The sequence below is a fragment of the Hymenobacter nitidus genome, from assembly GCF_020447315.1.
GTDB classification, from domain to species: Bacteria; Bacteroidota; Bacteroidia; order Cytophagales; family Hymenobacteraceae; genus Hymenobacter; species Hymenobacter nitidus.
The window spans coordinates 178,803-198,254 of sequence record NZ_JAJADQ010000009.1; the positions used below are offsets into that span (position 1 = coordinate 178,803).

Sequence of the window (19,452 nt, forward strand, 5' to 3'; positions counted from 1 at the left end):
GCAGTCGGGGTCGAGTCAGGAGGAGTTACCGCACCAGATCCTGCTTGCGGTAGGCATCAATGGCCAGCAAGATAAACAGCAGCACGGTGAACGACCAGAGCGAAGAGCCGCCGTAGCTGAACAACGGCAGTGGAATGCCTACTACCGGTGCCAGCCCGATGGTCATGCCAATGTTGACGGCGAAGTGGAAAAACAGGATGCTAGCCACGCAGTAGCCGTAGGTACGACCAAACACTGATTTTTGGCGCTCGGCCACGTACAGCACCCGGCCCAGCAGTACCATAAACAACACAATGACCACCGTAGTACCCAGCCAGCCCCATTCTTCGCCGATAGTGCAGAAAATGAAGTCGGTGCTTTGAGCTGGCACAAAGTCGAACTTGGTTTGGGTACCTTGCAAAAAGCCCTTGCCGGTTAGGCCGCCCGAACCAATGGCAATCTTGCTCTGCGTCACGTTCCAGCCCACGCCCAGCGGGTCAGCCGAGGGATTTATGAGTACTTCGATACGCTTACGCTGGTGAGGCTGTAGCACATTGTTAAAGAAAAAATCGACGCCGAAAACCATGCCCACCACCACCGCCCATACCCCCACCGAAACCGGCAAGTGGTGGCGCAGTACTTTATTGTTGAAGGCCAGTATCGCCCCCAGAATGACCGTAAATACCCCCACCAGCCACAGTTTGGGCACCAACAGCGCCAGAATCAGGATGATGGCGGCAGCGGCTAGAATCACCAGAATTAGCGGCGACATTCCCTCGCGGAAGTAGGCCAGCAGGAAGGCGGCAAACACCAGGGCCTGCCCGGTTTCGTTGGCAGCCAGAATGAGCACCGGGGGCAGCAGCGTGAGGCCGGCCAGCACAGCTTGGTCGCGGAAGTTCTGCTGGCGCAGATTGATGCTGGCCATGTAGCGCGACACGGCCAGGGCCGTGACAAACTTGGCAAACTCGGCTGGCTGTAGCCGCATTGGCCCCAGCTCCAGCCAGGAGCGCGACCCGCCGATGGGCCGGGCAATGAAGGGCGTGATGATCAGCAGCAGAATCATGCCGCCGTAGAGCACGAAGGCAAACGTGTCGTAGGCCTTATAGTCGATGACGACGAGCACCACGATGAGCACCACGGCGGTACCGATCCACAGGATTTGCTTGAACCAGTCGAAAGCCATCAGCTCCTGAAAGCTCAGGCCGCTGAACAAGCCCCCGGCCGGGGCCTCGGGCGAGTAGCTGGCGGCATACACATTGAGCCAGCCTAGGCCCACCATCAGGGCGAAGATGGCCACGGTCACCCAATCGAGGCTGCGGCTGTAGCGTGCGGGTAAGGCCATAGTTAGCGGCGTTTTACGAATTTATCGGCGCTGCCCTGCAGCCAGTACTCCCAGTTTTTGCGCACCACTTTGCCCCGGAGGTACTTTTCAATCATGAGTGAGGCCAGCGGAGCCGCCGAGGTACCGCCAAAGCCCGCGTTTTCGATAAAGACGGCAATGGCAATCTTGGGGTCTTCGGCCGGGGCGAAGGCGGCAAATGTGGCGTGGTCGTCGCCGTGGGGGTTTTGCACGGTGCCGGTTTTGCCCGCCACCGAAATACCGAACTGGGCCAGGCTGGCGAAGTTGCCGGTGCCGCCGCGCCCGTCCACTACGGCCTGCATGCCCGGTATCACGGTTTCGAAGTACTTCGGGTCCACGGTGGTTACGTGGCGCTGCAGGTACTCGGCCCGCGGGCCGCCCTGCCCGATGCCGCGCACGAAATGCGGGGTGTAGTAGTAGCCACGGTTGGCAATGGTGGCCATGATATTGGCCATCTGGAGCCCGGTAATACCGATTTCACCCTGCCCGATGCTAAGCGAGTACACCGTTTTATAGCCCCAGCGGTGGTAGCCGTAGGCTTTGTCGTAGAACTCGGGCGAGGGAATCATGCCTTTCTTCTCGCTGGCCATGTCTACGCCCAGCTTGCTGCCCAGGCCAAACGACATAACCTGCCGCCGCCACTCGCCCAGGCCCAGGCGGGCATCTTCGAAGCGGTTGGTGGAGCGGCCGCGCAGCACGCTGGCCCGCATTACCTGGTAGAAATACGGGTTGCAGCTGTTCTTGATGGCCAGGGTTACGTTGCGGGGCGCTTCGTGGCGGTGGGTACAGCGCACCAGCTTCCAGTTGCAGTCGAAAGGCGTGTCGGGCGTGACAACGCCCATCTGCAGGGCCACCAGCTCGTTCACCATCTTAAACACCGAGCCCGGCGGGTACGTCGCCATCAGCGGCCGGTTGAACAGGGGCCGCTCGGGGTTGTTGAGCAGCTCCATGTAGCGGTTGCCCATGCCCTTGCCGGTCAGAATGGAGGGCTCGTACATGGGCGCCGACACCAAAGCCAGGATTTCGCCGGTCTTAGGGTCGAGGGCCACAATGGAGCCCCGCTTGCCCTGCATCAGCAGCTCGCCGTACTTCTGCAGCTCAATGTCGATGCTGGTGTGCAGGTCCTGGCCCGCCACCGAGAGCGTATCAAACTCACCGTTACGAAAGGAGCCTTTTTCGATGCCGCGCACGTTGACCATGCGGTACTGCACGCCGCGCCGGCCCATCAGCACCGACTCGTAGAACGACTCCAGCCCGGTGATGCCCAGGTTGTCGCCGGGCAGGTACTTGGCGTACTTGGGCTTCTCCAGAAAAGCCGGCGTGATGGCGCCCACGTAGCCCAGGGCGTGGGCCATATTTTCGGTTTTGTAGGAGCGCGCCATCCGGGCCTTAATACTGAAGCCGGGAAAGTCAATCAGGTTGTCCTGAATAGTAGCCAGCTCGGGCGTACTCAGGTTCTGCACCAGCGGCGAGGCCTTCACGCGCGAGTAGGCGCGGGCGGTTTGCAGCCCCTCACGTACTTCTTCCAGCGGCAGCTGCAGCAACTGGCAAAAGCGGACGGTATCGAGCTGCTTAACCTCGCGCGGCACCACCATCAAATCGTACACGGGCGTGTTCTGCACCAGCAGCTGCCCGTTGCGGTCGTAAATCAGGCCGCGGTAGGGCACCTGCACAATGCGCTGCAGCGTGTTGCGGTCGGCGGCCAGCTTGTAGCTGCCGTCGAGGACCTGGATGTAGAAGAGTCGGGCCCCAAATACCAGCGCCACGACCAGGAATAAGGCCTGAACGACGTATTTGCGGCCTTCGAGGTATTGCAAAGCAAAAGAAACTGAGGGTACACACCTGCCAGCCCACCGGCCGGATTCACAAAGATACGACGGTGAAATGGGGATTCTGTGAAATGCAAAAACCAAGGGTATGGTTCAGTTGCCCGAAATCAGCCGGCTCCGGTCCTGCTCGCTGCCGGGTATCAGCTGGCTACATTTTTTTCAGTTTTTCAGCCAGCGTTTCGGGCCATTCACATAGCGAATGAATCCATTGGGCGAGAAATCGTGCTACTGCATATAGCTATAGTCAAACCTTGGAACGCATTGTTCAGTTAGTAGCACTCTGCCGGATACCACTGTGCAACACTGTCCGATACTCTACTAATCCTTGGCTTCTGCTTCCGGGCTGTCTTTTTTCCAGTACTATTCTCCGTGGTAATCAGCCACGGAAGCCCTTTCCGACCTACTTTTTCCCACCGTTCTGTTTAGTTGCTATGAAACACTTCTTCTCGCTGCTCACCCTCACTTTTCTTATCAGCTCCCAAGCCTTTGCGCAATCCTCGGATTCGCAGCGCCTGGCCATGGTCGAGGATGAATCCAGCCGGTCGGATACGCCGGTAAGCCCCGTGCGCCTAGCCTGCGCGCCGCTACTGGGGCAGGTAGTCGATGGGGAAGGTCAGCCGCTGACCGGCGCCACGCTGCTCATCAAAGGCACCCAGCACGTGTATATTACCGACAACGATGGGCGCTTTCAGCTGACGGCCCCCGTGTACTACAAGCAGGTAATGGCCGTGGAAGCGGCCGGCTACACTACCCGCCTGATTCCGCTGAACGACTGCAAGCTGCCGGTAGTAGTGCTGGAGCGCGACCCCAGTTCCAAGATCAAGCGCACCGGCAAGCGTGCTGGTCAGGTCACGCGCCGGGGCGACGCATTCATGCAATAGCCGATACACGCCCTGAGCCTCCTTCAAGGGGCTGCCTGCGGCAAGGCAGTGTTGCTCTCTGCTCTATTGTTGAGCTTGCCGTATACCAAGTATAATTATTCTGCTGCCGCTGAATTGACTCTGGCATGAGTACAATTTTGTCCGGGTTTTCCTTAAAAACATGATATGCCATAGTCCTGGGTTTTTCCTAAAGAGGGTGGACCGACCTTGACCGAGCGTTTCCGGTCTTTTAACGAATAGTAATATAGTTAGCCGCTATTTCACTCTAACTTTTTGAGCTCAAAGAGATTATTCGTCCGGTTATAATAACCAAACGACGTTGTTCTTTTTAGCACTCTTCTCTGCCTAATGCACAATTTTCTACGCTTACTCCCGACTCGGGCTTTCGCCGGAGTCATAGTTTCCTTGTTGGCTTTTGCCTCCGCCTGCACGTACTCGCAGGGTGCCGAGCCCAGCCCGTGCAATGACCCCACACCGGTTACGTACGCCAAAGTCATTTCACCCATTTTCGACGCCAACTGCCGGGCCTGCCACGGAGCGGGTGTGTATCAGACCCTGGGTGGCGGCAACGACTATAGCACCTACGAAGGCATCAAGCGGCAGTCGTCGCGCCTGATTCTGGGCTGCATTCAGCACGAGGCCGGCTACAACCCCATGCCCAAGGGCGGGGCCAAGATTGCGGAGTGCGACATCCAGAAAATCAAGACCTGGATTGAAGCCGGCCAGCCCAACGACTAGGCGCGGCCAGCTTCTCTACTTCCCCGGCCCATGCCTGGCCGGGCTCCGTCCTCCCACCACCTTACGCACCCCTTCATGAAGAGGCTGTTGTCCTTTTTGCTTATTCCCATGCTTCTGACGGCTTCCCAGACCGGTTGGGCACAGGGAAAATTCATGACCAAAGCGGGTCGCGTTACCTTTTTTTCCACCAGTATCCTTGAGGACATCGAGGCCCGCAACACGGCGGCGGCGGCCGTGCTCGATCTGGCCGGCGGCCAGCTGGCGTTCAGCGTGCCGATTAAGGAGTTCATGTTTAAGCGCACCCTGATGCAGGAGCACTTCAACGAGAACTACATGGAATCAAACAAATTCCCGAAAGCGACTTTCTCCGGGCGCTTTATCGACCTGAACGTGGCGGCCCTGAATGAGCCCGGCTCGCACGCGGTGAAGGTGGAAGGCGACCTGACGCTGCACGGCGTGACCCACCACATGGTGGTGCCGGCCACGCTAGAGCTGAAGAACAACCAGCTCTCGGCCTTTGCCCTGTTCAGCGTGGCCCCGGCCGACTACAACATCGAAATCCCGCTGTTGGTGCGGGAAAATATCGCCAAAATCGTGAGCATCCGAGTGGGTCTGACCTGTGACCCGGTGGGGGGCGCTGCCGCGCCGGTTACCCGCTCCGCCTCTCCTAACTAAGTTTTTACGCTGCGTTTACCCATATGAAATCACCTCGACACACTTTTTCCTTTCTATTCAGCCTCGCTATTGCCCTGCTGGCCTTCGCCCCTGCTGCCCAGGCCCAGGACGACCTGCTCGGGCAGCTTGAAAAGGAGACTACCGACCCCGGCAAGCGGGAAGTAGTGGCCGCCACCTTCAAGGGCACTCACATCATCAACTCGCAGTCGGTGGAAACGCCGGGCAAGGGCACGATGGCCTTTCTGATTCAGCACCGCTTTGGTACGCTCAACAGCGGAGCCTACAACTTCTTTGGCCTCGACCAGGCCGTGCTGCGCCTGAGCTTCGAATATGGCCTGACCAGCCGCCTGACTGCCGGCATCGGCCGCAGCTCTCAGGAGAAGACGTTCGACGGCTTTTTGAAATACCGGGCCATTCGTCAGACCACTGGGGCCCGGCCCATGCCGGTGTCGGTGACGCTGTTTGCCTCCTCGGCCATTACCACGCTGAAGTTCAACACGCCTTCCGAGCGCACCACGGCCTCTCGCGTGACCTACGCCTACCAGGCCCTGATTGCCCGCAAGTTCAGCCCCGACCTGTCGATTCAGCTGATGCCCACCCTGATTCACCGCAACTTCGTGGCCACGCCCACCGAGCAGAACGACGTGTACGCCCTGGGCGGGGCGCTGCGCCAGAAAATCACTAAGCGCACGGTGCTCACGGCTGATTACTACTACCTGCTGCCGGGCAACACGGCCGACAATTTCCGCAACGCCCTGGGCCTGGGGGTGGACATCGAAACCGGCGGCCACATCTTTCAGCTGCACGTGACCAACTCCTTGGGCATGACCGAGAAGTTCTTTGTGCCCGAAACCACTGGTAAGTTTTTCGAAGGCGACTTGTATTTCGGCTTCACAGTGGCCCGCAACTTCACCATCAAGTCGCAGATTTAATCCGTTTGCCCCGTGTGTAGTTTGTTTCGTTTCCGTGGGTGGCCGCTAGCCCTAGCCATCTTGGTCGTGTCCGTACTTGTCTGGAGCAGCTGGGAGGAACCCAACCTGCACGAGTACGCCCCGCCGGTAGAATTCATTACCCTGAACGCCCCGAACCTGCAACCCGGCCCGGCGGCCCGGCAGCTGCAGATGCAGGCGCAGGCCTTGCCCGGCGTCACGGCCTGCGCCCTGCGGGCCGACAAGCAGCTGCTAATGCTGGCCTTTAACCCCGAGCAGCTTACCGCCGAGCAGATCTGCCGCAAGCTGGCCCTGACCGCCCTGCCGGCCCAGGCCCCCGACCCGACCGTGCGCCAGTGCCCGGTGCCGCCCGGCTACGTCATGGCGCTGGAGCGCCTGCGCTTTGCCCTGAACCTGCGGCGGCTTTTCGTGGTCGTCTAGCCCGGTTGTTCGCCATCTTCCGCCTCTTGCCTTTTCACCTATTCCTTTTTTACGCTTCTTATGAAACACCCTTTACTTATCGCCGCGCTGCTGGCTGGCAGCTTGTTGGTTAGCTCCTGCGGCAGCAACGCCGAAGAACCCGCCCCTACCCTGTACGACCGGCTGGGCAAAACTGAAGGCATTGCCAAAATCGTGGATGGGCTCATTGCCAACGTCGGGGCCGAAACCCAGAAGCCCGGCACGCTGATGCTCCGCTCGCACAAGCCCATGCTCGACGCCGTGAATGGCGTGAACGGCGGCGCCCCCACCGACCCGACCCGTCTGACGCGCCTGCGCAACAACTTCATCGACCAGCTGGGCGAGGCTACCGGCGGCCCATTGAAATACAAGGGTATGAACATGATTACGGCGCATACCGGCATGAAGATCACCCACAACGAATTTGCCGTGTGGCGTGAGCAGCTGGAGGCCTCGCTGGTTTCCAACCAAGTAGCGGATGCCGATAAGGTGGCACTGTATGCCATTATCGACAAAATGCACGGCGACGTCGTAAACCGCTAATCGGTTTTACGCCCGGCTACCAAGTCCGCTTGCCGCCGGCCTCAGTTTCCTCCGTTCTAACAGCTAGAACGAAGGAAACTGAGGCCGGCGTTTTGCTTGCCCGATTTGGAGGGGCAAGAACCAGGGTTATAGATAGCGCTAACCGGCGGGCACGCTACCGGCTGCGGCGGCGTGTGGGGAAGAATACCAACTGGCTGATTAGCAGCGTGAGGCTGGTGTAGAGCGTGCTGATGATGATTTTGGCCAGCGTGAGGCCAAAAAAGTGGAAGCTCCCCAGCTCCAGCAGGAAGAAAGCCGTGTGGTGAATCAGCACCAGCAAGCTCAGGTAGACCACAAACCATTGCCAGCCCATCTGGTGGATACTGGCCGAATCGGCCGAGTCGTACCCGTCGCGCGGGGTGAGCAGGCGCAGCACCCAGGGGCGGCAGTACGTCAGGACCAGGGCCGCCGCGGCATGCAGGCCGCCGGTGTCGAAAAACAGGTCGACGATGAAGCCGACGCCGAAGCCCAGCAGCAGCTGCACCACGATGGGCGTGCTGATGGGCAGAAACAGCAGAAAGCCGATGTAGAGAATGCACCAGCCCAGGTCGAACAGCACGAAGTCGGTGCCGCTGATCAGGAACACGTACAGGCCCACATAGAGCACGAAGCGCAGCAGCTGAATAATGATGTCTCCTACTCCCCTCACGGCTTGTCCTCCTCTTCCGGTTTAATGCCCGACCGCACCTCTACCGTGTCGCGCTCGGCCTTGGGCCGGCTGCTGACTACGTAGACGTAAGTAAGCTTGGTGAAGTCGACGGCCAGGCGTACCCGCACGGTCCAGAAGTTCTTGTCGGGCTCTTTCACAAACGACTCAACTTTGCCAATCATAACGCCCTCGGGGAAAATGGCATTGTAGCCCGAAGTCACGACCGTGTCGCCGCGCACGAGCTTGTTCTGGCGCGGAATGTAGTCGAGCAGCACCTGGGTAGGGTCGTCGCCGAGCCACTTGATGGTGCCGAACGTGCCGTCGCGCTGCAGCTTGGCCGAAATCGAGGTTTTGGAGTGCAGCACGGAGGTCACGGTGGCGTAATGCTCACTGGTCACTTTCACGCGGCCCACCACGCCGTCGGCGGCCAGCACGCCCATGCCGGGCTTCACCCCGTCGATGCTGCCGACGTTCAGCGTAAGATAGTTATCCACTTTTCGGAGCGAATTGTTGATAACTCGGGCCGGAATCAGTGGATAATCCGGGTCGAGGGCCGGTAACTGGCGCAAACCCAGCAGCAGGGAGTCGGGCCGGCCCAGCTTCTGCAGGCGCGCCTGGGTCAGGCTGTCCTTGGCCACGGGCAGGGTATCGGCCGCGCGCCCCATCAGGTCGGGGCGGTAGAGCTGCTGGCGCAGGCGGGCATTTTCGGCCACGAGGCTGCGGTTTACTTCAAACAGCCGGAAGTAGTCGTATACCCGGGTGCGGGCGGCCAGCACTTCGCCGGTGTAGGCATTGGCTGAGTTAAAAAAGGCCGCCTTCTGGTAAGAGCTGTTGCGCACGTACAGATATAAGCTCAACACCTCCAATAGTCCGAACACCAGGATGCCCCGGTAGCGGAAAAGGAAGTTGAGCAGATTGTTCATGCGGTAGTCAGTCGGGAAACAGAGAATGCAGAAGGAGGAATGAAGATGCCGGAGCTGGTTCCGCCTTCATTCCTCCTTCTATATTCCGCCTTATAATTAGGTCAGCAGCACGCCTTTAAAGGCCTGAATATCCTTGATGGCCTTACCGGTGCCGCGCACCACGGCGCGCAGCGGGTCTTCGGCAATATGAATCGGCAGCTTGGTTTTCACAGCCAGGCGCTTGTCGAGGCCGCGCAGCAGGGCACCGCCGCCGGTCAGGTGAATGCCGTTCTCGTAGATATCAGCCGACAATTCGGGCGGCGAAATCTCCAGGGCTTTGAGTACGGCTTCCTCGATTTTGGCCACCGACTTATCCAGGGCAATGGCAATTTCGGAAGAAGTCACCTTGATAACCTTCGGAATACCGGTCATCAAATCCCGGCCGCGCACCTCGAAGTCGGGCGGCGTCACATCGAGCTCGGTCAGGGCCGCGCCCACCTCGATTTTGATGCGCTCAGCGCTCCGTTCGCCAATCAGCAGGTTGTGCTGCCGGCGCATGTAGTCGAGAATATCCTGGTTGAACACGTCGCCGGCCGTCTTGATGGACTGGTCGCAGACGATACCCGACAGGGCAATAACCGCAATTTCGGTAGTGCCCCCCCCGATGTCGATGATCATTGAACCGATAGGCTGCTCCACGTCGATGCCGATGCCGATGGCGGCTGCCATGGGCTCCTGAATCATCCACACTTCCTTGGCTCCGGCGTGCTCGGCGGAGTCACGCACGGCGCGCTTCTCTACTTCCGTGATGCCCGATGGAATACAGATAACCATGCGGTGGGAAGGCTGAAACAGACGCCGACGCGTGTCGATCATCTTGATCATGCCCTTAATCATTTCCTCGGCGGCGTGGAAGTCGGCAATTACGCCGTCCTTCAGGGGCCGGATGGTTTTGATGTTGTCGTGGGTCTTTTCGTGCATCTGCTGCGCTTGCCGGCCCACGGCAATTACTTTATTGGTCGTACGGTCTTTGGCGATGATGCTCGGCTCGTCCACCACGATGATATCGTTGTGGATAATGAGCGTATTGGCCGTCCCCAGGTCAATGGCGATGTCGCTGGTAAGGAAGTTGAAGAAACCCATTGAGTAGCGGCAATTAAAGGAGAATGCACAGGTTAGCTCCGTGCAAAGTGGGCGCAAAAGTACACAAGTTTCGCCGAAGCGCCACCGGTATAATCATGGCATAGCCCGAAGCTGGTGCGCAGAGCCGGAGGCGTTTGCCGGTTCCGGCGGCCAGTAATCCGGGCCTTGAAAGGCACCAAACGCACCTATAACAAAAACATTGCGGCCGAGCTTATTTTTTGTTTGGGCACGGCCAGCAAACCGTGTCATTGCGAGCAGAGCGCGACAATCCATCCTCTGCGCAGTACGACACTTTTTACCAGAAAGCCCTTTCCCGTTAGCAACGAGAAAGGGCTTTCTACTTTTGAATACTCAGCACATTTCAGAGGACGGATTGCTTCGTGCCTCGCAATGACACGGATTTGGCATTAGCACATTCAACCACATTCCCCACATCAGCACATTAAAAAACCCTAGTGCTTGAAGTGGCGCACGCCGGTCATGACCATGGCCATGCCGAGCTGGTCGCAGGCGGCAATGCTGTCGGCATCCTTTATGGAGCCGCCGGGCTGCACCACGGCGCGGATACCGGCGGCCCCGGCAATTTCGACGCAGTCGGGGAAGGGGAAGAAGGCGTCGGAGGCCATAACGGCACCCTGCAGGTCGAAGCCGAAAGCCTTGGCTTTCTCAATGGCCTGCTTGAGCGCATCTACCCGCGAGGTCTGGCCCACGCCGGAGGCCAACAGCTGCCCGGCCCGGGCCAGCACGATGGTATTGCTCTTGGTATGCTTGCAGACTTTGGCGGCAAACACTAACGCTTCCGTTTCTTCGGCCGTCGGGGCCGACTGGGTCACGACTTTGAAATCGGCGGCCGTTTCGGTCTGACGGTCAAAGTCCTGCTCGATTACGCCGTTGAGCAAGGTTTTCACCTGCTTTTTGGGGAATTCCACCGGCTTCTGGCGCAGCAGGATGCGGTTTTTCTTGCTCTGCAGAATGGGCAGGGCCTCGGCCGAAAACTCAGGGGCAATCAGCACTTCGAAAAACAGCTTGTTGAGCTCCTGGGCCGTAGCTTCGTCCACGGGCTGGTTGACGATGATAACGCCGCCGAACGCCGACACCGGGTCACAGGCCAGGGCGTTGGTATAGGCTTCGTGCAGCGTGGCGGCCTGGGCTATACCGCAGGCGTTGGTGTGCTTGAGAATAGCGCAGGCGGGCTGGCCCTCCTGGAATTCCTGCATCAGCAGCACGGCCGCGTCCACATCCACGAGGTTGTTGTAGCTGAGCTGCTTGCCGTGGAGCTGGTCGAAGAGGGCCGACAGGTCGCCGTAGAAGGTGCCGGCCTGGTGGGGGTTTTCGCCGTAGCGCAGCGCCGTGGCGGGCTTCTGGCTTACTTTCAGCGCCGTGCCATCGACAGCGGTGCCCTGGCTGAGGTAGTTGAAAATGTGGGTATCGTAGTGGGAAGTAGCCTCGAAAGCCGCGGCGGCGTAGTGGCGGCGGTCCTCCAAATCAGTGGCGCCGTTCTTCGCACGCAGCAGCTCCGTAACGGCCTCGTACTGGCTGCGGCTGCTCACCACGAGCACGTCGCGGTAGTTTTTGGCCGCAGCCCGCAACAGGGAAATGCCGCCGATGTCGATTTTTTCGATGACGTCGGCTTCCGGAGCGCCTGAGGCGACGGTTTCCTCGAAGGGATACAAGTCTACAATCACCAGGTCGATGGGCGGAATGTCGTGCTGCTCGGCCTGCTCCAGGTCACTGGCTTCGTGTCGGCGGTGCAGAATCCCACCGAATACCTTGGGGTGCAGCGTTTTGACCCGGCCGCCGAATACCTCCGGGAAGCCGGTCAGGCTTTCTACGGCCGTTACTTCCGCGCCCAGCTCCTGGATGAATTTCAGGGTGCCGCCCGTGGAGTACAGCTTCACCCCGTGCTCTTTCAAAAGCGCCACCAGCGGCTCCAGACGGTCTTTGTAATAGACGGAAACAAGGGCGGAGCGAATGGGCTGCGACATAGTAAGAAGGGTTTGGTCTGAACGATTGACGGCGCGAAGGTAACCTGCCCGCCCACGCCGAGCCAACCAGCCGTGTTACCGAATTGTTATGCCGACACATCCGGGGCAGCTCAGCCGTACGTACTAATGTTGAGCTGCCACCGCCCGCCTTGAATAGGTGGCAGAAGTGAAAGCTCAGCCGATTTCCTACTATATCCCGGTGCCTGATGTCCTCTCCTAACGCTACTGTTGCGGCTCCGGCCGGCATTGCTCAGATTCTTACCGAAGCCCCCGAGGCCGCCGCGGCCCGCTTATCCGGCCGCCTCGCGGCGCAGGCCGCTGCCACCGATCAGGAAGGCAACTTTCCTACCGAGGAGTTTCAGTGGCTCCGCGCCGCGGGCCTGCTGGCCGCCCCGTTGGCCCGCAGCCTGGGCGGTGCTGATCTGATGCAGCCGGCCCACACACTCGATTTGCTGCGCACCCTCAAGCACATTGGGCGCGGAAATCTGGCCGTGGGGCGGGTGTACGAGGGGCACGCCAACGCGCTGATGCTTCTGCAGCTCTACGGCCAGCCCGACCAGATCGGGCGCTGGGCCGCCGATGCGCGGGAGGGGCACCTGTTTGGCGTCTGGAACACCGAGGCCCAGGATGGCGTGCAGCTGGAACCGTTGGAAAATGGCCGCTACCGCCTGCTAGGCAGCAAAACGTTCGGTTCGGGGGCCGGCCACCTCACGCGGCCGCTTATCACGGGTAAGCTGCCCGACGGCGGCTGGCAGATGTTTATCCTGCCCACCGACGAGCAGCCCACCGGCCTGGATACCAGCTTCTGGCGGCCCCTGGGCATGCGGGCCACGGCCAGCTTCCGGGTAGACCTGACCAATGCCGAAATCGGGCCGGAAGACTTGCTGGGCCAACCCGGCGACTACTACCACCAACCCGGCTTCAGCGGCGGCGCCATCCGGTTTGCGGCCGTGCAGTTGGGGGCCGCCGAAGCCGTATTCGACGAAACCCGCCGCTTTCTGCGGGCGCTGGGGCGCACCGACGACCCGTACCAGCGCATGCGCCTCGGAGAATTGGCCGTGCTCATCGAAAGCGGCAACCTCTGGCTGCGCGGGGCCGCCGAGCACGCCGCCCGCCCCGCTACCGATGCCGAAGCTACCGTGGCCTACGCCAACCTGATGCGTACGGCCATTGAGGATATCTGCCTGAAGGTGCTGCCGCTGGCTGAGCGCTGCGTGGGGGCCCGCGGCCTGCTGCGGCCCGAGCCCTTCGAGCGGCTGCACCGTGACCTGACTCACTACCTGCGCCAGCCCGCCCCGGACGCGGCAGTGGCCGACGCGGGTCGCTTCGTGCTTCAGCATTCCGAACCCGCTCACTCGCTCTGGAATGCCTGATTTCACCCCCCTGGACTTTACCACACTCCCGCTGAAAGACGCCGATTTTGCCGCCTCGCTCGGCCCGACTGTGGTCATCATCCCCCACCCCGACGACGAAAGTCTGGGCTGCGGCGGGCTGCTGGCGCTACTGGCACAGGCGGGACTGCCCGTGTGGTGCCTGCTCATCAGCGACGGGCGTATGTCGCACCCCCACTCCGTAAAATTCCCTCCTGCGGCCCGACAGGCGCTGCGCGAGCAGGAACTGCGGGACGCGTTGCGGAAACTGGGTCTTGACTCCCACCTGCTGCACACCCTAGCGCTGCCCGACGGCAGCGTACCCGGCCCCGAGCAGGCAACGGGGGCTGCCGCCGTCGGCGAAATTCGCCGTTTCCTCCGGCAGGCGGGAGCCCAAACCATCCTGTGCCCGTGGCGGCGCGACCCCCACCCCGACCACCGGGCCACCAGCCAGCTGGTGCAAGCAGCCCTGCAGGAACTGCCCCAGCCGCCACGGCTGCTGGAATACCTGGTGTGGGCCTGGGAGCGGGCCGCCCCCGCCGACCTGCCCCGCCCGGACGAAGTGGTGGGCTGGCGCCTGGATATCAGGCCGGTGCTGGCGCAAAAGCAGCGGGCCATTGCGGCGCACCACTCCCAGCTGACCAACCTGATTGATGACGACCCAGGCGGCTTTCAGCTTTCGGAGCAGATGCTGGCCCATTTTGCCCAGCCTTTCGAAGTTTACCTGGATTCCCGCTAAACACGCTTACGGCTCCTTTTTTCCTGCTCCCGACCAATGAATCCTAACCAGCCCCACACGCTGCCCGCCGGCTATTTCGACCAGGTATACCAGGCCAACGAAGACCCCTGGCAGTTTGAAACCAGCTCTTACGAGCACGAAAAGTATGCCGCCTCAGTAGCCGCGCTGCCCCGGCCACGCTATGCCCGCGGCTTTGAGGTAGGCTGTTCGTTGGGCGTACTTACCGAGCAGCTGGCCCCGTTCTGCGGGCATTTGCTGGCCATTGATATAGCCCTGGCGCCTTTGGAGAAAGCGCGCCGCCGCTGTGCCCAGCTGCCACAGGTAGAATTCCGGCAGCTGCAGCTGCCCGAGCAGTTTCCGGCCGGGACCAGCTTCGACCTCGTGGTGTTATCGGAAGTGGGTTACTACTGGGCCGCCCCGGACCTGGCACGGGTAGCCAACCAGCTGCTGGCGGCCCTGGAGCCGGGCGGACAGCTGCTGCTGGTGCACTGGACGCCCGCCGTACACGATTATCCGCTGACCGGCGACGAGGTGCACGAGTTTTTTCTGCGGCAGACTAGTCCGCAAGGTCCGCTGCGGCACCTGCACGGCTTTCGGCGCGCAACTTACCGGCTCGACGTGCTGGAGAAAGTGTAGTTCAGTTCGGCTACGGGCTTGCTCAGCAGCTGCCGCAGCTCGTGCAGGGCCTGCGTGAGCGGCACCGGCTGCCAGCGCCGCGACCAGGCCGCCTTGCGCATCGGTCCTTGCTCGACCCACTCCCACAGCGCCCCAAACGAAGCCGCGTGCCGCAGGTGCAGCGCCAGAGTAACCGTGGAAATACTCAGGGAAAACGCCAGGCTCTCGACCAGCGCCTGGCGAGTCGCCAGACTCTCGGCCACAACATCTGCGACGTGAGCCGACTGCCAGAGCTGCCGCAGCTGTCGGCGCAGCGTGTGGGCCGCCACTAGGCTGGGCACCCCGGCTACCAGCGGCTCGTGCTGCCGGGTGCCGAGCGTGGCCCATTCGCGCAGCTGCCACGAAAGGCCGACCGCCACCCGTCCCTCCTGCCGGTCGGAGGTAGAAACGCGGACGGCGGGGCTGTGCCGCACCGATAAATCGTGGCGCAGCAGGGCCTGGAACAGGGCTTCATCTTCCAGATACGGCACCACGGGCAAGCCCCCTACCAGCCGGTAAGCAGCTACAGTAATAGCAAAGCTGGCCCCGAAGTGCTGATGGTGCCGGGGCCAGGGGTCGGCCGCGTTGGGGTCCAGAGCGGCTTCGAGGCGGGCCGACAGGAGGCGGTAAGCCGCGTCGCGCAGCTGGCAGCGCCGCACGCGGCTGGGTTGGCAGGCCTCAGGCGTCAGGATTCGACCACACACGGCGGCAGTCTGGTAGGTTGTCAGCTCGGCCCGGGTGGCGGCCAGCCAGGTGGGTGCCACCTGGGTGTCGCCGTCGGTGCTGGCAATGTAGCCCGTGGTAGCGCCGGCCAGCTCCAGGCGGCGGCAGGCTTCATCCATCAGCAGGCGGCGGGCCCACCCGATGTGGGCCAGGGGCGCGGGCAGCAGGATTTCTGCTACGTGTATCGTCAGGGCCGGATGTGCCTGGGCAAAGCGCCGGGCCACGGCCGCACTCTGATCCAGACAATTGTTGGCCAGCACGATAACCTCAAACGAGCCGGCCGGCAGCGGCTGCCCGGCCAGATCTACCTGCGCAGCCAGCGCAGCCAACGTGAGCGGCAGATTTTCGGCCTCATCTTTCACCGGAATGATAACCACCGCTCCTAGCCCGGAAGCCGGGGAGGCGGCAATGTGCAGGCTGGGTACGGGCGCAGCGTCCGTAGCATCATGAACCGATTGGAAGCGGGCAGGCGTGGCATGTATCATTACAAAAGACGTACGGAATAAGCTCAACCGGTGGATTAATCCCAGTAGCACCTATCCACAAGTATATCAGCCACAACCATTTACTGTGCAGCCACTAAACTACGCCGGCAATACTTCAGCTTATCCCGCACAAAAAAGCCCTGACCAACTCGGTCAGGGCTTGCATTTAAAGCCAGGGCGTGGCGAGCTTAGCTCTCGGTGGTTTTCACTTTCACCTTGCCGTTTTTGGCCTTCATCTTACCACCATCTTTCAGACCGTGGCCTTTGCCACCGTGCTGCTTGCGGCTTTGGGCCAGCTCGGTGTATTTGGTGTACTGCTCAGCCGTGAGGATCTGCTTGAACTGGGCATCGTACTTTTCGCGGTTGGCTTTCATCTGGCTGCCCATCTGCCCCCGAGTAGCGGCGGTAGGCTTGCCCTGGCCCCGCAGGGCCTGCATTTCCTGGTCGCGGGTGAGCAGAATCTGCTTGATACGGCTGCTCTGATCGGCGCTCAGGCCCAGCTCTTTGGTCATTTTTTCAGTGCGGCGGGTGGCACGCTCCTCGGGCGAGACCTGGCGGTACTCACGGCCCGGGCCGGATGGGGCCGCAGCGGGTTGCGTTTGGGCGGCGGCAGTGCCAATGGTGAGGGCGAAAGCGGCCAGCAGGGAAAACAGGGGAGATTTCATAGAAGAGGGAGGAATTAAAACAAGTACTGGGGTTGGACTAAAAGTTGGAGCTAAGGTTTAGCGACGACCGTCGTAGCGGTCATTTTTGTGAGCGGCTTCCCACCGGGCCTTTTCGGCGGCCGTTACGCGGTGGCTGCGGTCGTAGCCGTAGTTAGAATCCCGGTCGTTGCGGTTGTTGCGCTGCCGGGCTTCTTCCTGACGGCGCAGGGTTTCGAGGCGCTCCTGCCGGGCCCGCTCGGCGGAGGTGTAGCTTTCGGAGCGGCCGTTGTTGCGGTCGTTACGGTGGGCAGCTTCCCAGCGGGCTTTCTCGGCCGGGGTCACGCGGTGGTTGCGGTCGTAGCCGTAGTTGAAGTCTTTGTCGTTGCGGTCGTCGCGGCGGCGCTCAGCCTCGCGGCGGGCATTTTCTTTCCAATCGGCGCCGGGAAGAGGAGCGGCAACTGAGGCGGTAGAAGCCAGGAGAGTGAAAGCAGCGGCCAGGGAAAGCAGGGAGGTTTTCATAGAGGAGGATGTAAAAAGAAGGAAAGGAGGAAAGCAGCTGCCGCGTCGCAGGTGGCGGTGGGCAAACCAGTGAAAATCGTGTTTCAAGCGCTTGATTCCCTACTTGCAAGCCCAGTGCCACGTCCGGCTCTGGCTTGGCCCGGTCCCGCTTTCATCGACAGAAACCTGGGTTCCATCGGCGGCCTCCCCCGTTCTCCCGACTGAACTACCGCGGTGGTTGTGGTCACCAACACCCGTTAGCGCGCAACCCGGATGAATTTCCGCCCTATTCGCCGCAGACCGGCCGGCATCAGACCTAAAAAAAAGCGTCATGCCCGGCGGCTGCCCGGCATGACGCACTGCTATTCGTTGGCACCAATACTTAGGTCCAGCGGCTCATAAACTGCATGAACGCCTCCTTGTACTGGTCGCTCACGGCCAGCGTGGCGGTGCCAACCTGCACGGTGTTGCGGCGCACGGCTTCTATCTTATCCAGGGCCACGATAAAGGAGCGGTGAATGCGCAGAAACCGCCGGGCCGGCAGCTTTTCTTCCATGGCCTTCAGGCTCATCAACGACAGAAGCGGCCGGGTGGCGCTGCGCAAATGCACCTTCACGTAGTCTTTGAGGCCTTCCACGTAGAGAATATCATCCAGGGCCACCCGCACCAGCTCGTATTCCACCTTGAGAAACAGAAACTCCTCTTCCGGGGCGGCGGCCGGCGCGGCAGAAGTCGGGGCGTTGTTTAGTTCGGCGTAGGCTTTGGCTTTGGTAGCAGCCCTGAGGAACTCCTCGTAGCTGAAGGGCTTCACCAGGTAGTCGAGGGCATCGACGCGGTAGCCTTCGAGGGCATACTGGTTGAAGGCCGTAGTGAAAATAATGCGCGGCCCCGCGCCGGGCTGGCCCCGGTCGAGCACCCGGGCCAGCTCCAGCCCCGTGAGTTCGGGCATCTGAATATCAAGGAAGAGCAAGTCCAGATCGGGGTGTTCATGCAGGCTGCGCAGGGCTTCCACCCCGCTCGAATACTTGCCCACCAATTCCAGAAAGGGCGTTTTTTCGATAAACGCCGCCACCATGCCCAGGGCCAGGGGCTCGTCGTCGACGGCAATGCATTTGAGCGTAATCATAGTATCTGCAGGGTTAGGTGCACCCGAAACTCTCCTTCGGGTGTGGCCTCGTCTACGGTGAGCGTGTAGCGGCCGGGGTAAAGCAAATCGAGGCGGCGGCGGGTGTTGACCAGCCCAATGCCGCTGCCTTCGTCGAGGCTGGCGGCTGAGGCAGGGAAGAGCGTGTTGCGCACTTCCAGCTCCAGCACCTGGGCCGAAGGCTGGCGTACGGCCACCAGAATACGGCTGGGCTGGGTGGCACTCACGCCGTGCTTGAAGGCATTTTCGACGTAGGGCAAGAGCAGCATGGGCGCCACGGGCACCTCGCGCACGGGCGCGGGCCACTCCAGCTCCACGCGCACCCGCTCGGTGAGGCGCAGCTTCATCAGCGTCACGTAGTCCTGCACGAAGGCCAACTCCTTGCTTAGCTGCGTGGTTTCGACCGTGGTTTCGTAAAGCACGTAGCGCATCATGCGCGAGAGGGTATGGATGGCCTGCTGGGCGGCGCCGGTGTCAAGCACCGTCAGGGCGTAGATGTTGTTGAGCGTGTTGAAGAAGAAGTGCGGATTGATCTGGGCCTTGAGAAACGACAGCTCGGAATTGACTTTCTGCTGCTCCAGCTCCTGGCGGCGCTGGGCATCGGCTTGCCACTTCTGCACGGCCGCAATGCTGGTGCTGATGCCCAGCACGAGCAAGGTGGTGAGCAGGCTCATCATATCGAAGCGGCGCGGGCGGGGCCGGAAGCCTCCCAGCTCGTTACGGAGTCCACCGCCGCTGCCCCGCGGCCGGAAGTTCTGCTCCATCAGCTGCTGCAGGTTCAGCCACGACTCGACCAACTCGGCCAGCAGCAGTACGGCCGCGGCGGTGCCCAGAATAGCCAGCACAAACCAGCCCACGTGCCCGCGCAGCAGCAGGCGCGGCACGCTGATATGGGCCGTCAGGTAAAAGGCGGCAATCCAGAGCCCGAATACCACGGCCTGTTTCACCCAGAACTGGGGCGGCAGGGAAAACCGGCCCAGCACGGGGTTGAGCAACAGCAGGCTCAGGCCAAAGAGCCCCCACATCAGCACATGAATCAGCGGCGTCAGGTAGCGCCGAATCGGAAAAGCAGCCATTGGCAGAA

Annotated in this window: 20 protein-coding genes; 9 read left to right on the forward strand and 11 right to left on the reverse strand. The window is 61.2% G+C overall.

The window, feature by feature from the left end; genetic code table 11:
* Positions 1-25: 25 nt before the first annotated feature.
* Together rodA and mrdA are read right to left on the reverse strand one after the other, a co-directional pair.
* Positions 26-1,321, reverse strand: coding sequence for a rod shape-determining protein RodA (gene rodA, locus LGH70_RS17345; protein ID WP_226188175.1), 1,296 nt, complete (start codon positions 1,319-1,321; stop codon positions 26-28).
* Between the two features lie 2 nt (positions 1,322-1,323).
* The gene (gene mrdA / locus LGH70_RS17350; RefSeq protein WP_226188178.1) at positions 1,324-3,156 is read right to left on the reverse strand and encodes a penicillin-binding protein 2; all 1,833 of its coding nucleotides are present in this window, start codon (positions 3,154-3,156) and stop codon (positions 1,324-1,326) included.
* A gap of 443 nt (positions 3,157-3,599) precedes the next feature.
* Between mrdA and LGH70_RS17355 the strand changes: the two genes are divergently transcribed.
* The 6 genes from LGH70_RS17355 (at position 3,600) to LGH70_RS17380 (ending at position 7,393) form a co-directional block, all read left to right on the forward strand.
* A complete protein-coding gene (locus LGH70_RS17355; RefSeq protein ID WP_226188181.1) occupies positions 3,600-4,049 on the forward strand; it encodes a carboxypeptidase-like regulatory domain-containing protein in 450 nt (149 codons plus the stop codon).
* Positions 4,050-4,457: 408 nt separating this feature from the next.
* Complete coding sequence (locus tag LGH70_RS17360; RefSeq protein ID WP_226188183.1) at positions 4,458-4,787, forward strand: c-type cytochrome; 330 nt, start codon at positions 4,458-4,460, stop codon at positions 4,785-4,787.
* Between the two features lie 153 nt (positions 4,788-4,940).
* Positions 4,941-5,462: a YceI family protein gene (locus LGH70_RS17365; RefSeq protein ID WP_226188185.1), complete on the forward strand. Its 522-nt coding sequence runs from the start codon at positions 4,941-4,943 to the stop codon at positions 5,460-5,462.
* 23 nt (positions 5,463-5,485) lie between these two features.
* Positions 5,486-6,394, forward strand: coding sequence for a DUF5777 family beta-barrel protein (locus LGH70_RS17370; protein WP_226188187.1), 909 nt, complete (start codon positions 5,486-5,488; stop codon positions 6,392-6,394).
* Positions 6,395-6,460: 66 nt separating this feature from the next.
* Positions 6,461-6,832, forward strand: a complete 372-nt coding sequence (locus LGH70_RS17375) for a hypothetical protein (RefSeq protein WP_226188188.1) — start codon at positions 6,461-6,463, stop codon at positions 6,830-6,832.
* Between the two features lie 60 nt (positions 6,833-6,892).
* Entirely contained in the window at positions 6,893-7,393 is a 501-nt protein-coding gene (locus LGH70_RS17380) for a globin domain-containing protein (RefSeq protein WP_226188189.1), read from the forward strand.
* 154 nt (positions 7,394-7,547) lie between these two features.
* Here LGH70_RS17380 and LGH70_RS17385 read toward each other — a convergent pair whose 3' ends face one another.
* From LGH70_RS17385 to purH, 4 genes are all read right to left on the reverse strand, one after another.
* The gene (locus LGH70_RS17385) at positions 7,548-8,081 is read right to left on the reverse strand and encodes a hypothetical protein (RefSeq protein ID WP_226188190.1); all 534 of its coding nucleotides are present in this window, start codon (positions 8,079-8,081) and stop codon (positions 7,548-7,550) included.
* Positions 8,078-9,004 (reverse strand): rod shape-determining protein MreC, encoded by a 927-nt coding sequence (gene mreC, locus LGH70_RS17390; protein ID WP_226188193.1) that lies wholly within the window; start codon positions 9,002-9,004, stop codon positions 8,078-8,080. The genes LGH70_RS17385 and mreC overlap by 4 nt, the downstream gene beginning before the upstream one ends.
* A 96-nt stretch (positions 9,005-9,100) precedes the next feature.
* Entirely contained in the window at positions 9,101-10,126 is a 1,026-nt protein-coding gene (locus LGH70_RS17395; RefSeq protein WP_100339144.1) for a rod shape-determining protein, read from the reverse strand.
* Between the two features lie 452 nt (positions 10,127-10,578).
* Positions 10,579-12,111, reverse strand: coding sequence for a bifunctional phosphoribosylaminoimidazolecarboxamide formyltransferase/IMP cyclohydrolase (gene purH / locus LGH70_RS17400; RefSeq protein ID WP_226188195.1), 1,533 nt, complete (start codon positions 12,109-12,111; stop codon positions 10,579-10,581).
* Positions 12,112-12,317: 206 nt separating this feature from the next.
* Here purH and LGH70_RS17405 point away from each other — a divergent pair, with 206 nt between their 5' ends.
* Genes LGH70_RS17405 through LGH70_RS17415 form a run of 3 tightly spaced genes read left to right on the forward strand, consistent with a single transcriptional unit; the run spans position 12,318 to position 14,856 of the window.
* A complete protein-coding gene (locus tag LGH70_RS17405; protein WP_226188197.1) occupies positions 12,318-13,484 on the forward strand; it encodes an acyl-CoA dehydrogenase family protein in 1,167 nt (388 codons plus the stop codon).
* Positions 13,477-14,220, forward strand: a complete 744-nt coding sequence (locus LGH70_RS17410) for a PIG-L deacetylase family protein (protein ID WP_226188199.1) — start codon at positions 13,477-13,479, stop codon at positions 14,218-14,220. Before LGH70_RS17405 ends, LGH70_RS17410 begins: the two co-directional genes overlap by 8 nt.
* Before the next feature lie 36 nt (positions 14,221-14,256).
* Positions 14,257-14,856, forward strand: a complete 600-nt coding sequence (locus tag LGH70_RS17415; RefSeq protein ID WP_226188201.1) for a class I SAM-dependent DNA methyltransferase — start codon at positions 14,257-14,259, stop codon at positions 14,854-14,856.
* Here LGH70_RS17415 and LGH70_RS17420 read toward each other — a convergent pair.
* The 5 genes from LGH70_RS17420 to LGH70_RS17440 all read right to left on the reverse strand — a co-directional run bounded on the left by LGH70_RS17420 (position 14,826) and on the right by LGH70_RS17440 (position 19,444).
* Positions 14,826-16,082: a glycosyltransferase family 2 protein gene (locus tag LGH70_RS17420; RefSeq protein WP_226188203.1), complete on the reverse strand. Its 1,257-nt coding sequence runs from the start codon at positions 16,080-16,082 to the stop codon at positions 14,826-14,828. The genes LGH70_RS17415 and LGH70_RS17420 overlap by 31 nt on opposite strands.
* A gap of 188 nt (positions 16,083-16,270) precedes the next feature.
* On the reverse strand, positions 16,271-16,747 hold the full coding sequence (locus LGH70_RS17425) for a DUF4890 domain-containing protein (protein ID WP_226188206.1): 477 nt from the start codon (positions 16,745-16,747) through the stop codon (positions 16,271-16,273).
* Positions 16,748-16,804: 57 nt separating this feature from the next.
* Positions 16,805-17,245: a hypothetical protein gene (locus LGH70_RS17430; protein ID WP_226188209.1), complete on the reverse strand. Its 441-nt coding sequence runs from the start codon at positions 17,243-17,245 to the stop codon at positions 16,805-16,807.
* A gap of 361 nt (positions 17,246-17,606) precedes the next feature.
* The gene (locus LGH70_RS17435; RefSeq protein ID WP_226188265.1) at positions 17,607-18,347 is read right to left on the reverse strand and encodes a LytR/AlgR family response regulator transcription factor; all 741 of its coding nucleotides are present in this window, start codon (positions 18,345-18,347) and stop codon (positions 17,607-17,609) included.
* The gene (locus LGH70_RS17440; RefSeq protein ID WP_226188212.1) at positions 18,347-19,444 is read right to left on the reverse strand and encodes a sensor histidine kinase; all 1,098 of its coding nucleotides are present in this window, start codon (positions 19,442-19,444) and stop codon (positions 18,347-18,349) included. Before LGH70_RS17440 ends, LGH70_RS17435 begins: the two co-directional genes overlap by 1 nt.
* Positions 19,445-19,452 lie beyond the last annotated feature (8 nt).

Coding starts and splice junctions, on each gene's coding strand:
- LGH70_RS17380 (WP_226188189.1), top strand. CDS start 6,893: ATGAAACACCCTTTACTTATCGCCGCGCTGCTGGCTGGCAGCTTGTTG.
- LGH70_RS17430 (WP_226188209.1), bottom strand. CDS start 17,245: ATGAAAACCTCCCTGCTTTCCCTGGCCGCTGCTTTCACTCTCCTGGCT.
- LGH70_RS17420 (WP_226188203.1), bottom strand. CDS start 16,082: ATGATACATGCCACGCCTGCCCGCTTCCAATCGGTTCATGATGCTACG.
- LGH70_RS17405 (WP_226188197.1), top strand. CDS start 12,318: ATGTCCTCTCCTAACGCTACTGTTGCGGCTCCGGCCGGCATTGCTCAG.
- rodA (WP_226188175.1), bottom strand. CDS start 1,321: ATGGCCTTACCCGCACGCTACAGCCGCAGCCTCGATTGGGTGACCGTG.
- LGH70_RS17440 (WP_226188212.1), bottom strand. CDS start 19,444: ATGGCTGCTTTTCCGATTCGGCGCTACCTGACGCCGCTGATTCATGTG.
- LGH70_RS17410 (WP_226188199.1), top strand. CDS start 13,477: ATGCCTGATTTCACCCCCCTGGACTTTACCACACTCCCGCTGAAAGAC.
- mreC (WP_226188193.1), bottom strand. CDS start 9,004: ATGAACAATCTGCTCAACTTCCTTTTCCGCTACCGGGGCATCCTGGTG.
- LGH70_RS17415 (WP_226188201.1), top strand. CDS start 14,257: ATGAATCCTAACCAGCCCCACACGCTGCCCGCCGGCTATTTCGACCAG.
- LGH70_RS17355 (WP_226188181.1), top strand. CDS start 3,600: ATGAAACACTTCTTCTCGCTGCTCACCCTCACTTTTCTTATCAGCTCC.
- purH (WP_226188195.1), bottom strand. CDS start 12,111: ATGTCGCAGCCCATTCGCTCCGCCCTTGTTTCCGTCTATTACAAAGAC.
- LGH70_RS17365 (WP_226188185.1), top strand. CDS start 4,941: ATGACCAAAGCGGGTCGCGTTACCTTTTTTTCCACCAGTATCCTTGAG.
- LGH70_RS17425 (WP_226188206.1), bottom strand. CDS start 16,747: ATGAAATCTCCCCTGTTTTCCCTGCTGGCCGCTTTCGCCCTCACCATT.
- LGH70_RS17395 (WP_100339144.1), bottom strand. CDS start 10,126: ATGGGTTTCTTCAACTTCCTTACCAGCGACATCGCCATTGACCTGGGG.
- LGH70_RS17370 (WP_226188187.1), top strand. CDS start 5,486: ATGAAATCACCTCGACACACTTTTTCCTTTCTATTCAGCCTCGCTATT.